At 61.9% G+C, this 14685-nt stretch carries 11 protein-coding genes and 2 pseudogenes; 5 read left to right on the forward strand and 8 right to left on the reverse strand.

All coding sequences use genetic code 11. The annotated features are described in order from the left end of the window. Positions 1-2073, reverse strand: a 2073-nt coding sequence (locus VZ95_RS01040; RefSeq protein WP_052711368.1) for an LPS-assembly protein LptD, incomplete at its 3' end; no start/stop codon positions are given. A gap of 301 nt (positions 2074-2374) precedes the next feature. Between VZ95_RS01040 and glmU the strand changes: the two genes are divergently transcribed. From glmU to VZ95_RS01065, 4 genes and pseudogenes are all read left to right on the forward strand, one after another. Further along, positions 2375-3733 carry a bifunctional UDP-N-acetylglucosamine diphosphorylase/glucosamine-1-phosphate N-acetyltransferase GlmU gene (glmU, locus tag VZ95_RS01050; RefSeq protein WP_045774232.1) on the forward strand — a complete coding sequence of 453 codons (1359 nt, stop codon included), beginning with the start codon at positions 2375-2377 and terminating at the stop codon, positions 3731-3733. Positions 3734-3737: 4 nt separating this feature from the next. Continuing rightward, positions 3738-5563: pseudogene (gene glmS / locus VZ95_RS01055) on the forward strand (glutamine--fructose-6-phosphate transaminase (isomerizing)). Positions 5564-5572: 9 nt separating this feature from the next. Next, positions 5573-6985, forward strand: coding sequence for a mannose-1-phosphate guanylyltransferase/mannose-6-phosphate isomerase (locus VZ95_RS01060; RefSeq protein ID WP_045774233.1), 1413 nt, complete (start codon positions 5573-5575; stop codon positions 6983-6985). After that, entirely contained in the window at positions 6972-7823 is an 852-nt protein-coding gene (locus VZ95_RS01065) for a glycosyltransferase family 2 protein (protein WP_052711369.1), read from the forward strand. Before VZ95_RS01060 ends, VZ95_RS01065 begins: the two co-directional genes overlap by 14 nt. On the opposite strand, the gene VZ95_RS01070 is transcribed toward VZ95_RS01065, so the two are convergent. The 7 genes and pseudogenes from VZ95_RS01070 to folB all read right to left on the reverse strand — a co-directional run bounded on the left by VZ95_RS01070 (position 7820) and on the right by folB (position 12505). Then, positions 7820-8149, reverse strand: a complete 330-nt coding sequence (locus tag VZ95_RS01070; protein ID WP_052711370.1) for a DUF2442 domain-containing protein — start codon at positions 8147-8149, stop codon at positions 7820-7822. The two genes, VZ95_RS01065 and VZ95_RS01070, sit on opposite strands and share 4 nt — an antisense overlap. Further along, entirely contained in the window at positions 8136-8387 is a 252-nt protein-coding gene (locus VZ95_RS22620) for a DUF4160 domain-containing protein (RefSeq protein WP_084627491.1), read from the reverse strand. Before VZ95_RS22620 ends, VZ95_RS01070 begins: the two co-directional genes overlap by 14 nt. A 53-nt stretch (positions 8388-8440) precedes the next feature. Then, positions 8441-8899 carry a molybdenum cofactor biosynthesis protein MoaE gene (locus VZ95_RS01075; protein WP_045774238.1) on the reverse strand — a complete coding sequence of 153 codons (459 nt, stop codon included), beginning with the start codon at positions 8897-8899 and terminating at the stop codon, positions 8441-8443. Positions 8900-8901: 2 nt separating this feature from the next. After that, positions 8902-9153, reverse strand: coding sequence for a MoaD/ThiS family protein (locus VZ95_RS01080; RefSeq protein ID WP_045774235.1), 252 nt, complete (start codon positions 9151-9153; stop codon positions 8902-8904). A 3-nt stretch (positions 9154-9156) separates the two neighbouring features. Beyond that, entirely contained in the window at positions 9157-9723 is a 567-nt protein-coding gene (pgsA, locus tag VZ95_RS01085; protein WP_045774236.1) for a CDP-diacylglycerol--glycerol-3-phosphate 3-phosphatidyltransferase, read from the reverse strand. An 82-nt stretch (positions 9724-9805) separates the two neighbouring features. Then, positions 9806-11621, reverse strand: a pseudogene (gene uvrC, locus VZ95_RS01090) (excinuclease ABC subunit UvrC). A 458-nt stretch (positions 11622-12079) separates the two neighbouring features. Next, positions 12080-12505 (reverse strand): dihydroneopterin aldolase, encoded by a 426-nt coding sequence (gene folB / locus VZ95_RS01095; RefSeq protein ID WP_084627492.1) that lies wholly within the window; start codon positions 12503-12505, stop codon positions 12080-12082. Positions 12506-12633: 128 nt separating this feature from the next. On the opposite strand from folB, the gene uvrB reads away from it, so the two are divergent. Continuing rightward, positions 12634-14685: excinuclease ABC subunit UvrB (gene uvrB, locus VZ95_RS01100; protein WP_084627494.1), on the forward strand; the 2052-nt coding region annotated here is incomplete at its 3' end.

Here is a 14685-nt window from a genome sequence, read left to right on the forward strand (position 1 = left end):
GAGAATAGCGAAACACTCGTCTTCGTACAAAAGCCCTAAGCCCGCGCTGCTGATCTTATCGGTCTTAACGTCGTAGGATAACACCCCATAGGTGCTGTAGAACTCGGAAATCTTCAACTGACCGGAAAGTGCCATCTGCTTAGGGCTATCGACACCGATTTCCGGCAAGCGCCGATCATAGTTGATGTAAGCGAGCGAGAGGCTATTGCGCCCCCGGTAGATGGTTGCGCCCAACTCTTCGCGCTGGGGTGCGCCATCGTCCTTATCCAGGCGGAAGCGATAGTTGAAATCGATCCAGGAGCCCGGCGATACGGTCACCGCCCCAACGATATCCGATTGCCGTTCATTCAGCCCCGAGCCCGCCGGATAGGGGTTGGTGCCTTCCGATAGGCGGTAGGATTGGCCGATCATCGCCGAGGCCGAGGCCCCGCCGTCGCCCTTAATCTGCGCGCGCAGCCCGTAATCCACCCGGCTGCCGCTATCGATCCGGTCGCGGCCCGGGAAGCGGCGCGGCAGGAAGAGGTTTACGTCGTCGAGTTCAACAACTTTGCCGTCTTCGTTGGGAATGCGGCTTTTATTGCCGCTCGTCGGCCCCGCCACCACGCCAACCTTCGGTTCGATCAGCAGCGTCGCATCCTTCACGCGGTTGACCAGCGGATAGGCCCAGCTTGCCGCTAACTGCGGATGGAACCGCGTCGTTTCCCCGCTGAAATTCGGCCCATTCGCCTGCGGCAGATTATTCACCGAATAAACATCGGCCTGAACCGTGGCCGAGAAGGCCAGTACATGTCCGCCATCGGTAATCATCGGCAGATGGTAGCCCGAAACGGTCGACAGGCGCGTGCTATCGGTGCCAAGGCGACGCGAGAGCGATAGGACATCGGCGTCCAGCTTCCAGCGCCCGCCGAGACTGTCGGCATCCGACACTAACGAGGCCACCGCCGCCGGATGAATGCGCGCAATCGAATCGCGCGTATCTTCTTCCCGCAAGGTCTGGAAGGAATAAGCGTTCATGCCGAAATAGGAGCGCCCGTAAAACCCTTCGGCAAACCCCGCCGAGGTGAGCGCGTTCGAGACCTGATAGCGGCCATTGCTGGTGAAGTTCGTCCCAACCTTGAAGCGGCGGATATAGGTGCGGTCGGTCGCCCGCGCCACATCCCACCCGGCGCGCCAATGCTCGCCAAGGTCAAAGCGTCCTTCAGAGGCGATATTGCCGCGCCATTCCAAATCGGGCGGCACCTGCTGCCGGTCGAAAACCGAATCGTTCAGCAACGAGCCCGCCACGCGAATTTTGCCGTGCTCGAAGCGTTGGCGATATTCCGCCGCGCCCAAAATCGCCTCTTTCGAGTAAATCCGGGGCTCAACCGTCACATCGCTGCTGTCGTTGATGACACCATAATAAGGCGTGCCGAACACCGCGCCGAGGTTCTCGGAATAGCCGACCGTCGGCACCAAAAAGCCCGACCGATTGCGCACGCTCGGATCGGGATGCGAGAAGTAAGGCGCGTAAAATACCGGCACACCCGCTATTTCCAGCGTGGCATCCTTATAATGGATATCTTTCTTCACCTCGTCGTGAACAACTTGGCGGCCCTTGAGTTGCCACAGCGGCGGCTTGCTCGGATCGTCCTTACACAGGTTGCAGGGCGAGAAGACGGCGCGCGTCATCACCTTGCGGTTGCCGGCGAGCCGCTCCACGCCTTTGGCGACGATGCGGGAATTGTCAATCAGCAGCGCTTTGAAATTCTCCATAATCGCATTGCTGAGATCGTCGGAGATTTGCAGATAGTCGGAAAAGAACGTGTCGCCCGTGGCTTCGAGCAGCACGACATTGCCCGACGCCGTGACCAGCTTGCGCTTGCGGTTATAGCTGAGCGCATCGGCCTTCACCACCCGGTCGCCCTGGCTGATTTCCACCGAGCCGCGCGCCGTGACGATATCATTGTCGCGGTCGTAGATAACCTCGTCGGCTTCCAGCAGAAAATCGCCTTTTGGCATCGACTGGGGCCACATCCGGGCGGGTGGGAAGCTGATCGAATAGCGCGGGTGGCCCGACGCGCTGGGCGAGCGCACTCGTTCCCAGCAGACCCGTCATCACGCCAACGATCGGGGCCAGAACCCAGGCACTCCGCGATGGTTTCTGCCACGGTTTCTGCCGCACGAACCTTTTCCCCCAAAGCTTTGCAATCGCGACGCACCATGACACCAAATTTCGCCGCGCGCCAAGCGGAAACAGGGGGCAGCCGCGCCCGTCCCGAAGCACACCGCAACAACTTGTAATCTCACGCAACGGCAGGAAACAAAAACGTCGCTTTGCAGCGGCGGGGCCAATATGGCACGGTCTCGCCCACACAGAAATGCCAAGGGGGGCAAAATGTCTTTGGTAACTGCCGTGATTCTCGCCGCCGGGCTCGGTACGCGCATGAAATCCAGCATGCCGAAAGTGATGCACCCTATCGCCCACCGCCCGATGATCCGGCATATCATCGAGATGCTGGAGGCGGTTGGCGAGCAGACCGATCACGCCATAAAAATCGTGACCGTCATCGGCCCGGACATGCCAAGCCTCGAAGCCGCCGTCGCCCCCCATGCGACCGTCATTCAGCACGAGCGGCGCGGCACGGGCCATGCCGTGCAAATGGCGCTGCCGAAAATGCCCGCCGAGGGCGTCGTTTTAATTCTCGTCGGCGATGCCCCCCTGTTGCGCGCCGAGACGGTGCAGGCGCTTTTGGAGGCTCACCACACGAGCAAGAGTGCCGTTCTGGTTGGTTCCTTCCGCCCGCCACTCGCAACGGGCTTCGGGCGCATCATTCACGGCGCGGATGGTACCGTGCGCCGGATCATCGAAGAAAAAGATCTCGCGCCTGAGCAAAAAGCGATCCCCCTGTGCAACAGCGGGTTCTTCGTTGTCGCCGCCGAGACGCTGCCGAAACTTCTGGCGCACTTGACGCCGAGTAATGCGCAAGGCGAGTTTTATCTGACCGATATCGTCGAGCATGCCGTCTCAGCGGGCCTCAGCGTGCGCGAACTCGAAATTCCGGCGGAAGATGTCTTGGCGGTCAATTCGCGCGCCGAACAGGCTATCGTCGAGCGCATCGCTCAGGATCGCTACCGCGCGGCGGCAATGGCCAACGGCGCGACCCTGCTCGACCCGCAAACCGTTTATTTCGCCGCCGATACTAAGCTAGGCCGCGATGTCATCGTCGGGCAGAACGTCGTTTTCGGTCCCGCTGTGACCGTGGGCGACAATGTCACCATCCACGCCTTCAGCCATCTGGAAGGCGCAAGCGTCGCAGCAGGTGCAATCATCGGTCCCTACGCCCGCCTACGGCCAGGGGCGGCGATTGGCGAGGGCGCGCATATCGGCAATTTCGTCGAAGTTAAAAATTCCACTCTCGGGGCCGGGGCGAAAGCCAATCACCTCACCTATCTGGGCGATGCCGATATCGGCGCGGGCTCGAACATCGGTGCGGGAACAATCACCTGCAATTATGACGGTATTAATAAACACCGCACTATAGTCGGCGCGGGTGCCTTCATTGGCTCCAATACCGCGCTGGTTGCGCCGGTAACGGTCGGGGACGGGGCTTTGGTCGGTGCGGGCAGCACGATTACCAAAGATGTTCCTGCCGATGCCATCGCCGTCGTCCGTGGACCCTTGACCCAAAAGGAAGGCGCTGCCGCTCGCTTCCGCGATAGTCGGCGCGCCATGAAAGCAAAGAAGAAGGATTAAACCCATGTGCGGCATTATCGGCATTCTTGGAACCGACCTTGCGGCCCCGCGCCTGCTGGATGGGCTGCGCCGGTTGGAATATCGCGGTTATGATTCAGCCGGTATCGCCACGCTGGTAAACGGGCAAATCGATCGCCGCCGGGCTGAAGGCAAGCTGCGCAACCTCGATGCCGTGCTTGCCGCCGATCCGCTTCCCGGCGTTCTCGGCATCGGCCATACCCGCTGGGCCACCCACGGCGTTGCCAATACCACCAATGCCCATCCCCACACCAGCGACCGGGTTGCCCTGGTCCATAACGGCATTATCGAAAACTTCCGCCCGTTGCGCGCCGAACTGGAGGCCAAGGGCTATAGTTTCGATACCGAAACCGATACGGAAGTCATCGTTTATCTGCTGACCGATCTGTTGAAGCAGGGCCTCAGCCCGAAGCAGGCGATGGTTCAAGGTATGCAGCGGCTCGACGGCGCTTTCGCCATCGCGGTGCTGGTGACGGGGGAAGACGGTTTGCTGATGGGCGCGCGGCGCGGCTCACCGCTCGCGGTCGGCTATGGCGACGGCGAGATGTTCTTAGGCTCGGACGCTTGGCGCTCGGCCCGCTGACCCGCCGCATTGCCTATCTGGAAGAAGGCGATATCGCCATTCTCTCCCGCGAGAGCGCCGAAATTCTGAATGAAAAAGGCGAGACGGTCGAGCGGCGCATTCAGATTGCTGAACTGTCGGGCGCGATTGTTGGCAAGGGCAACTACAAGCATTTCATGGAAAAGGAAATCCATGAGCAGCCCGCCACCGTTGGCGAGACCCTGAATGGGTTGGTCGATGCGGGCACGCGCGGCGTGGTCCTCCCCGCCCTGCCCTTCGATCTTGCCACGGTGGACCGGGTCACTTTGGTTGCCTGCGGCACCTCCTATTATGCCGCGATGGTGGCGAAATATTGGATCGAGAGCCTCGCGCAAGTGCCGGTGGAACTCGATATCGCCTCGGAATTCCGCTACCGCAATGGCCCGGTGCTGCCGGGAAGCCTCGCGATGTTCGTGTCGCAGTCGGGCGAGACGGTCGATACGCTGGCCGCCCTGCGCTACGCCAAAGCCAAGGGCGCGCATACGGCAGCCGTGGTGAATGTCCCCACCTCCGCGATGGCGCGGGAAGCCGATGTGATGCTGCGCACCCTGGCCGGGCCGGAAATCGGCGTTGCCACCACGAAAGCCTTCACGGCGCAGCTTTCTGTTCTGGCCTGCTTCGCCACCGCGCTTGGGCGCGCACGCGGGCTGATTTCGGCGGACCGCGAAGCCCAGATCACCCAAGCCCTGATGGAAATTCCCGCCCGCCTCGCTGAAGGGCTGGTGAAGCTCCCAAGCCTGCTGACGCCGATTGTGGAAGAAGTGGCTGAAGCCCGCGACGTGCTCTACCTCGGGCGCGGCCTCTCCTACCCGCTGGCGATGGAAGGCGCGCTAAAGCTGAAGGAAATTTCCTATATCCACGCCGAGGGCTATGCCGCCGGTGAAATGAAGCACGGGCCGATTGCCCTCATCGACGAAACCGTGCCCGTGATCGCGCTCGCGCCGGAGGATAGTTGGTTCGAAAAAACCGTTTCCAACCTTCAGGAAGTTGCGGCGCGGCGGGGCCGGGTAATCGTGTTCACCACCAAGCGCGGGGCGGAACATTTGCGCCCGATTGCCGCCCATGTGGTCGAAATGCCGGACATCGATCCGCTGGTCAGCCCGCTGCTCTACGCGCTGCCGGTGCAGATGCTGGCCTATTATGTCGCCGTTCGCAAAGGAACCGACGTGGATCAACCGCGCAATCTGGCGAAAAGTGTCACAGTGGAGTAAACCTCTCTGATGATTACGCCGGTTATCCTCTCCGGGGGCGCGGGAACGCGCCTCTGGCCGCTGTCGCGCAGCCTCTACCCGAAGCAGCTTTTGCCGCTGGTCGGCACCGAATCGATGTTGGTGGAAACCGCGCGCCGGTTTGAAACCCCCGAATTCGGGGCACCGCTGATTATCTGCTCCGATCAGCACCGCTTCATCGTCGCCGAACAGGTGCGCCAAGCCGGAATCACGCCCAGCGGCATCATTCTGGAGCCGGTCGGGCGCAACACCGCCCCCGCCGCCGCCATTGCCGCGCTGGCAGTGGCCGAGCGCGACCCGCAAGGCCTGCTGCTGCTGGCGGCCTCGGACCACGCCATGACCGCGCCCGAGGCCCTTCAAGCCGCCATCGCCCAAGGGCTGAGTGCAGCGCAAGCCGGGCGGCTCGTGACGTTCGGCATTCAGCCGACCCGGCCCGAAACCGGCTACGGTTATATCCAACGCGGCGCGCCCTTGAGCGACGGCGTTTTCGCCATCGACCGTTTCGTTGAAAAGCCCAACCTCGCCACCGCCGAAGCCTATCTGGCCGATGGCGGCTATTGGTGGAACGCCAGCCTGTTTCTGTTCCGCGCCGATCGGTTTTTGGAAGACCTCGGCCAGTTCCGCCCCGATATTCTGGACGCCGCCCAAAAAGCCTTCCAAGCCGCACACGGCGACCTCGATTTCCTGCGCCTCGATGCCGCCGCCTTCAAAGCTTGCCCGAGCGAGAGCATCGATTACGCCGTGATGGAGAAATCCACCCACGGCGCGGTCGTGCCCGTCGATCCCGGCTGGAGCGACGTTGGGGCCTGGACGGCCCTTTGGGAAATCGGCGCGCCCGACGCGAACGGCACGGTTTCCTTGGGCGACGTTTGGACCGAGGGCGCGCGCAATTCTTACCTCCGGTCAGAACCCGATGCGCCACTGATTGCGGCGGTGGGCATCGACAATCTGGTCGTGGTCTCCACCCGCGATGCGGTTCTGGTCGCCCATAAGGATAAGGCCCAGGACGTTAAAAAGATCGTCGATCAACTGAAAGCCGCCGGGCGTTCGGAGGCCGAAAGCCACGCCATCGTCTACCGCCCCTGGGGCAGTTACGAGGGGCTCGTCGCCGCCGACCGCTATCAGGTGAAGCGCATTGTGGTAAAGCCGGGCGAAAAGCTCTCGCTGCAAATGCACCATCACCGCGCCGAACATTGGGTGGTCGTCGCCGGAACGGCGAAGGTGACGCGCGATCAAGAAGAAGTGCTGATTTTCGAAAATCAGTCCATCTATATCCCGATGGGCGCGACGCATCGACTGGAAAACCCCGGCAAGGTGCCGCTGCATCTTATCGAAGTGCAGTCCGGCGCCTATTTGGGGGAAGATGATATCGTCCGCCTCGACGATAAATATGGCCGCAACTGAGGCGGTGAGCGTCGCCGTGGTGCTGGTGTCCTACCACACCGGCCCGGCGCTGTTTGAATGCCTCGACGCCTTGCGCCGCGAGCCCGCGATTGCCGAAATCGCTCTGGTCGATAACGGCAACGACGCCGAAACCCGCGCCCGGTTAGAGGGGTGGCCCGACGCGCGGCTGCGACTGATTTCCGGGCACGGCAATGTGGGGTTCGCCCAGGGCTGCCACCTTGGGGTGACGGCCACCACGGCCCCGCTGCTGCTGCTGCTGAACCCCGACTGCTTGCTCGCCCCCGGTGCGATTGCCGCCCTGCAAACCGCCCTTGCGGCAGAGACCCGCCCGTGGATCGCCACCGTGCGCCTGCTGGAAGCCGATGGACAGGAGCAACGCGGCTGCCGCCGCGCGGCGGGTAGCCCGTTGAATTTTCTGATTGAAGGCTTCGGCCTGGGCAGGCTCTTCCCGCATCTCCGCCTGAACCATCACCAACAGCCGCTCCCTAGCGGCTTGACCGCGACTCCCGCTCTCTCCGGTGCCTTCATGCTGATGCCGCGCACCACCTGGGACGCGACCGGCGGGCTCGATCCGGGTTATTTCCTGCACGTCGAAGATCTGGACCTCTGCGCCCGCCTGCGCCGGATCGGGGGAGCCTGCTGGTTCCTCCCCGCCCCCGCCTGCACGCACATCAAATCGACCAGCAACGCCCCCGCGTGGGTGGTGGAAAAGCACAAGCTCGCCGGCCTCTGGCGCTACTTCCGGCTCTGGTATCCCCTGCCCTGGGTTTGGCGGGCGCTGGTGTGGCTGGCGCTCGCCGGCGGGATTGGAGCGCGGTTGCTGTTGAAGCGGCGTTAAGCGCGTTGGCGAGCCGCTTCAGCCCAGAGTTCCGATCCCAAGGAGCCTTGCAGCAGACCGGGAATATAAATATCGGCATTGATCCGGGGGAAGAAGACGGCAAAACCGGATGGGGAGATTTCCGTTTCGCCCAAATCATCGTCAGAAGCCTGCTCTAACCCCTGCGCCTGTTTGGGCGAAAAGCTTACCTCAACGCCGTTGGACAGCGAGATCACTACCCGCCGCGTGTGACGATTGAACCGCACCTTCACCGCTTGCGGCCACTGCGCCTGTTGGCGCTTCGCCCTTGCCTCGGCCTCGCGGATATCGCTTTCAGTAAGCTCCATGAATCTCACTCCAGGCGGCGCAAAATTTTCCTAGGCTCTGAAGAATATAGTCCCGAATGATTGTTAGTGTCTTGGCCTTAAATCCGAGACTTTCACGCAGTTCGATCGGGCCAGACGGGCTGTTCAACGTGAAAACCGCTTCCATTCCTGGCCCAATGACATGGACGTGCGACGGACGATGATCGTTGGTATAGATGTAAATCCGAAACGGCTCTAAGCCACGATCAACGCACGGCATATATACCCCCGTCGCAGCCCTAAAACGTTATAGGGGGCTCGACCGCCCCACCATCACCGCCACCGTGCCGCCGCCTGATCGTCCTCGGCCTTGGCCGCCACCCATTCCGCCCTGTCAGCGCCCTCTTCCAGCTTCCAGAAGGGCGCTTTCGTCTTCAGCCAATCCATCAGAAAATCCGCCGCCTCGAAGGCCGCGCTACGGTGGGCCGAGGCGGTGGCGACGAAGACGATCGGCTCGCCCGCCGCCAGCCGCCCGAAGCGGTGGATGACCAGCACGGCCTGGAGCGGCCAACGACGCGCGGCCTCTTCTGTGATTGCTTGAACCTGGGCCTCGGTCATGCCCGGATAATGTTCCAGCGTCATCGCGGTGAGCGCCCGCCCGGCATGATCTTGGCCGCGCACAAGGCCGGTGAAGCTGACAATCGCCCCGGCAGCCGATGCATTCTGCGTAAACTGGCTGAGTTCCGCCCCCGGCTCGAACGCCTCGGCCTGGACCCGCGTGACGATCGCCACGCTCACCCGCCCGTCACCGGCGGGAAAAAGGCCACCTCGTCGGTCGGCGCAAAAGCGCTATCGAGATCGGCAAAGACCTGATTGATCGCGGCGCGAATGATCGAGCGGTCCTCGAACACCGCCGCATGGCCGGGCGAAAGCGTGATGAGATGGTCGAGCAGCCCGTTCAACGTCGTCACCCCCGGCGGCGGCGTAATCTCGTCTTCGGCCCGGTTCAGGCGGGACCGCAACCAAGCGAAATAGCGCACGCGCATGGGTTAAGCCTCCTGCTTGGGCCGGTCCATATAGGAGAGGCCCGCGCGCAAATAATCATAGCCGGTAATGAGGGTCAGCAGGGCCGCGAGCGCAAGGCCGACCATGCCGATTTCTTCCAAATAGAAACCCGCAGGCCCATAGGGGCCGACCATGACCACGCCGAGCGCCACCATCTGAATCGCGGTCTTCCATTTGGCGAGGCGCGAGACGGGCACGGAAATCCGCAGGCCCGCCAAAAACTCGCGTAGGCCCGACACGAGGATTTCCCGCCCGAGGATAATGAGGGCCGCAATCACCATCACCCCGCCGATATGCTGCTGCGCCACCAGCACCAGCAGAATCGCCGCCACCAGCAGCTTATCGGCAATCGGATCAAGAAAGCGGCCAAAGTCGGACTGAAGCTGGCGTTGGCGGGCGATATGGCCGTCGAGCCAATCGGTAATACAGGCGAGGGCGTAGACCGTGGCCGCACTCCACGCGCCCCAGGGGCCGGGAATATACATCAGCAGAACGACCAACGGGATCGCGGCGATGCGCGAAAGGGTGAGAAGATTCGGTAGGTTATACATCCGTCTCGATCACCCTTCAGCGGCGCGCAGCGTCAAGCGCGCGCATTCTATCCGCGCCCGGCGCATCCCGCCACCCTGCAAACTACGCCCCGCCATGAAAATGATCGTAGATCTTTTTGGCGACGGTTTTGCTAATGCCCGGCACCTGCTCCAAATCGCTGAGCCCCGCCCGCGTGATCGCCCGCACCGAGCCAAAATGATGCAGCAGCGCCCGGCGGCGATTGGGGCCAATGCCCGCCACCTCATCCAGTTCTGATTTAATCTGGCTCTTCTGGCGCTTCGCCCGATGGGTACCGATGGCGAAACGATGGGCTTCGTCGCGCAGGCGCTGGATGTAATACAGAACCGGATCTTGCGGCGGTAGTTTGAACGGGGCGATGCCGGGCCGGTAGAAATCCTCGCGGCCCGATTCGCGGTCGTGCCCCTTAGCGATGCAGACGATGGGCACATCCATGACCCCTGCTTCTTCCATCACCTTCACCGCCGCGCTGAGCTGTCCCGCGCCGCCGTCGATCACCAGCAGGTCCGGCCAGGAGCCGCCCTGCCGCTCCGGGTTCTCCTTCAGCGCGCGGGCAAAACGCCGGGAGAGGACTTCGCGCATCATGCCGAAATCGTCGCCGGGGGTGAGTTCCTCATTCTTGATCGTCCAGGTCCGGTAGGCGTTCTTCTGGAACCCCTCCGGCCCGGCGACGATCATCGCGCCGATAGCGTTGGTGCCCTGGATATGGCTGTTATCATAGACCTCGATGCGCTGGGGCGGCGCGGACAGGGCGAAAATCTGCGCAACCCCCTCCAGCAGTTTCCGCTGGGTGGCCGATTCGGCCAGGCGGCGTTCCAGCGCATCCTCGGCGTTGGTCACGGCGTGCTTCACCACATCGGCCTTGCTGCCGCGTTTGGGGACTTGCAACGCGACTTTTCGCCCGGCTTTTTGCGAAAGCGCTTCCGAAAGCCAAGATTCTTCCTCGACGGGATCGCTCAGCAGCAGCAAGGCGGGCGGAATACGCTCGTCGTAAAACTGGGCGATGAAGGCCGCAAGAATCTCTCCCGGCGCGATTTGATCGTCGTGGCTGGGGTAATAGGCGCGGTTGCCGTAATTGCTGCCGTTGCGGAAAAAGAAGACCTGCAAGCAACTCTGCCCGCCAACCTGGGCCAGGGCGAAAATATCGGCGTCGCCAAAGTCGAGCGTATTAATATCTTGCCGCGCCAGGATGGTGGAGAGCGCCCGCAGCCGGTCGCGGAACTTGGCGGCGGCCTCATACTCCAAATCGGCGGCGGCGGCCTGCATTTGCGCATTCAGCTTCTCGTGAATATCGCGGCTGCGGCCCGATAGCACCGCCCTACTGCTCTCGATCAAATCGGCATAGTCCGCCTCGCTGACCTTGCCGACGCACGGGGCACAGCAGCGCTTGATTTGATACTGCAAACAGGGCCGTGTGCGGCTGGCAAACATCGCGTCGGTACAGGTGCGCAGCAGGAACGTCCGCTGCAACGCCTGCACGGTGCGCTCCACCGATCCCGCCGAGGCGAAGGGGCCGAAATAATCGCCCTTCCGGGTGCGCGCCCCGCGATGCTTGGTGAGCTGCGGGAAAGCGTGATCGCCGGTGACAAGAATGTTCAGGAAGCTTTTATCATCGCGCAGCAGCACATTATAGCGCGGCAGCAGCTTTTTGATGAGATTGGCTTCCAGCAGCAGCGCTTCCACCTCGGTATGGGTGGTAATGATCTCCATCGAAACCGTTTCGGCCACCATGCGTCTAATCCGCATCGGCAACCCATTCGGGTTGACGTAGTTGGCGACGCGCCGCCGCAACTGCCGCGCCTTGCCGACGTAGAGCACGTCCCCGTCAAAGTTAAGCATCCGATAAAACGCCGGGGCTGAGCGGTAAGGTTTCGACCATGCGCGCGACCACCCCCGCCCCCCGCTCGAAGGAGACCGGCGGGCGAATCGGCAACGCTATGGGGGGCGTCGGAACGGGGGGGAGATCAGCGTTCATAGAAGGATAAAAAGACCGAGTCGCTTGCGAATCAAGGGGCTGGAGGCAGGGGCTACGACAATCCACGATTCCTGTGGATAAGTCTGTGGAGAAGGACCGAATACAATGCGCACAGGGGCAGGACTCTAGGCGACTCGGGGCGTTGCATAATTTTTGGGCACGATCTTTAACTTTCTGATTTTATTGATTTTTACTGATTCCGAAACAACGCATTCCCGCCTTCGTGTCGAGTAGCAGCCCTGATGAGTCGAAGATTTATCCCTTGACAGGGAATCGCGCGACGCTGTGAACAATCCCCCTTGACGGGGGTCTGGAATTGGGGGTTGGCGGGGTCTTTTGAGAGCTAATCGCAAAACCCGTCCTTACCCGGCGGAACGTTCAATCTCCACACCGACCGCGCGGGCATCGGGCATCACGGCGCGCTTTTCGACCCGCACCCGCGCCGTGCGCACCCGCCCGTCGACAAGGCAGAGCCGGGCGATGCGGTCAGCCAAAGTTTCCACCAGATTAACCCGGCTTCCCGTGACCAGCGCGCGGATCTCATCGGCCAGGGTCGCATAGCAGACCACGGCGGCCAGATCGTCCGAGCCCGGCTCGGTTTCCGTCACCAGCAAATCGACCGAAACGGCGATGGGTTGCAGCACGCCCTTTTCTTCCGGGTAAACGCCAATCTCGGCCATCAGGTCGAGGTCGTGGATATACAGCCGCCGCAGCCCCTGGGTGGGGCGTAGGGGCGAATCGACGCGGCCCAAGGTGGTCAGGGCGGCGGGCAAGGACAGATCGGTCATGCACAAAGATTCCTGAGCACGAAAAGCGGCGGTATGGGCGAAAGCAACAGCCCCGGTTTGTTCTTACCCTCTAGCCGCCTTGGCCCGCGCGCGCTAGTGTCATTCGCTCTTAAAAAGGGATAGCTGCTATGGCAACTTCGTTGCGCGATCATCCTTTGGGCGGGGTGCGGGTTCATCGGGCCGACTATGATTGGCCCAAAAGCGGCGCAAAGCTTGAGCTTGTGTCGGAGTATCGCCCGGCGGGCGACCAGCCAGCGGCGATTACCGAACTGCTCAAGGGCTTGTCGGAAGGCGAGCAAAGTCAGGTGCTGCTCGGCGTAACCGGCTCGGGGAAGACCTTTACCGTCGCCCACGTCATCCAGCAGGTGCAGCGCCCGACGCTGATTCTCGCGCCGAACAAAACGCTCGCGGCGCAACTCTATGGGGAAATGAAGAGCTTCTTCCCCAATAATGCCGTGGAATATTTCGTTTCCTATTACGATTATTATCAGCCGGAAGCCTATGTGCCCCGCACCGATACCTATATCGAAAAAGAATCGACGATCAACGAACAGATCGACCGCATGCGCCACGCCGCCACGCGCGCGCTGCTGGAACAGCGCGACGTGATTATCGTCGCCTCGGTTTCCTGCATCTACGGTATCGGCTCGGTCGAAACCTATTCGAGCATGACGGTCGATCTCGCGCTCAATCAGAGCTTCGAGCGCACCGCCCTAATCCGCCGCCTGTCGGAGCTTCAATATAAGCGCAACGACGCGGGCTTCGGGCGCGGCACCTTTCGCGTGCGCGGCGATACCATCGAACTCTTCCCGGCCCATTATGAGGATCGGGCGTGGCGCATCTCGCTCTTCGGCGACGAAATCGAAGGGCTGCATGAGATCGACCCGCTCACCGGCGAAAAGATCACCGCGCTCGAAACCGTGCGCATTTACGCCAACAGCCATTACGTCACCCCGCGCCCAACGCTCAATCAGGCGATTAAGCAGATCAAGCAGGATTTGAAGCTGCGCCTCGGTGAATTCGTCGAGACCAACAAGCTTCTCGAAGCCCAGCGCATCGAGCAGCGCACCCAGTTCGATCTGGAGATGCTCGAAGCCTCCGGCTTCTGTTCGGGCATCGAAAACTATTCGCGCTATCTGTCGGGCCGTGCCCCCGGCGAGCCGCCGCCGACGCTGTTCGAATATCTGCCGCCCGATGCGCTGCTGGTCATCGATGAAAGCCACGTCACGGTGCCGCAGTTGGGCGCGATGTATAAGGGCGACTTTGCGCGCAAATCCACCCTGTCGGACTTCGGCTTCCGCCTGCCCTCTTGCATGGATAACCGCCCGCTGAAGTTCGAGGAATGGGAGGAGCTGCGCCCGCAAACCATCTTCGTTTCGGCCACCCCCGGCCCGTGGGAGCTGAACGAGACGCAAGGCATCTACGCCGAACAGGTGGTGCGCCCGACCGGGCTGACCGATCCCGTCTGCATCATTCGCCCGACCGAACATCAGGTCGATGATCTCATCGCCGAGTGCAAGGCCGAAGCTGCCAAGAATAGCCGCGTGCTGGTAACGGTGCTCACCAAGAAAATGGCCGAAGCCCTCACCGAATATATGACCGAAGCCGGGCTCAAGGTCCGCTACGTCCATTCGGACGTGGATACGTTGGAGCGTATCGAGATTATCCGCGATTTGCGCTTGGGTGTGTTCGACGTGCTCATCGGCATCAATCTGCTGCGCGAGGGGCTCGATATTCCCGAATGCTCCACCGTCGCCATTCTGGATGCGGATAAGGAAGGCTATTTGCGTTCGCGCACCTCCCTCATCCAGACCATCGGCCGCGCCGCCCGCAATGTCGAAGGCCGCGCGTTGCTCTACGCCGACCGCATCACCAACAGCATGGAAGCCGCCATCGGCGAAACCAACCGCCGCCGCGAGAAGCAGCAGGCCTATAATGCCGCCAACGGCATCACGCCCGAAAGTATCCGCAAATCCATCGGCGATGTGCTCTCGTCAGTCTTCGAACGCGGCGACCATCTCAACGTCGATACCGGCCCAGATCATAGCTTCGGCAAAGACCTGAAAACCTATATGGCCGAGCTTGAGAAGAAGATGCGCGACGCCGCCGCCAATCTGGAGTTCGAAGAAGCCGCCCGCCTGCGCGACGAACTCCGCCGCCTGGAAGCCCGCGACCTCGGC

This window comes from Elstera litoralis, assembly GCF_000963705.1.
Classification (GTDB): Bacteria; Pseudomonadota; Alphaproteobacteria; order Elsterales; family Elsteraceae; genus Elstera; species Elstera litoralis.

Excerpts from the sequence above, each read along its gene's own strand:
- glmU (WP_045774232.1), top strand. The coding sequence starts at position 2,375 with ATGTCTTTGGTAACTGCCGTGATTCTCGCCGCCGGGCTCGGTACGCGC.
- VZ95_RS01060 (WP_045774233.1), top strand. The coding sequence starts at position 5,573 with ATGATTACGCCGGTTATCCTCTCCGGGGGCGCGGGAACGCGCCTCTGG.
- VZ95_RS01065 (WP_052711369.1), top strand. The coding sequence starts at position 6,972 with ATGGCCGCAACTGAGGCGGTGAGCGTCGCCGTGGTGCTGGTGTCCTAC.
- VZ95_RS01070 (WP_052711370.1), bottom strand. The coding sequence starts at position 8,149 with ATGGAGCTTACTGAAAGCGATATCCGCGAGGCCGAGGCAAGGGCGAAG.
- VZ95_RS22620 (WP_084627491.1), bottom strand. The coding sequence starts at position 8,387 with ATGCCGTGCGTTGATCGTGGCTTAGAGCCGTTTCGGATTTACATCTAT.
- VZ95_RS01080 (WP_045774235.1), bottom strand. The coding sequence starts at position 9,153 with ATGCGCGTGCGCTATTTCGCTTGGTTGCGGTCCCGCCTGAACCGGGCC.
- pgsA (WP_045774236.1), bottom strand. The coding sequence starts at position 9,723 with ATGTATAACCTACCGAATCTTCTCACCCTTTCGCGCATCGCCGCGATC.
- folB (WP_084627492.1), bottom strand. The coding sequence starts at position 12,505 with ATGACCGATCTGTCCTTGCCCGCCGCCCTGACCACCTTGGGCCGCGTC.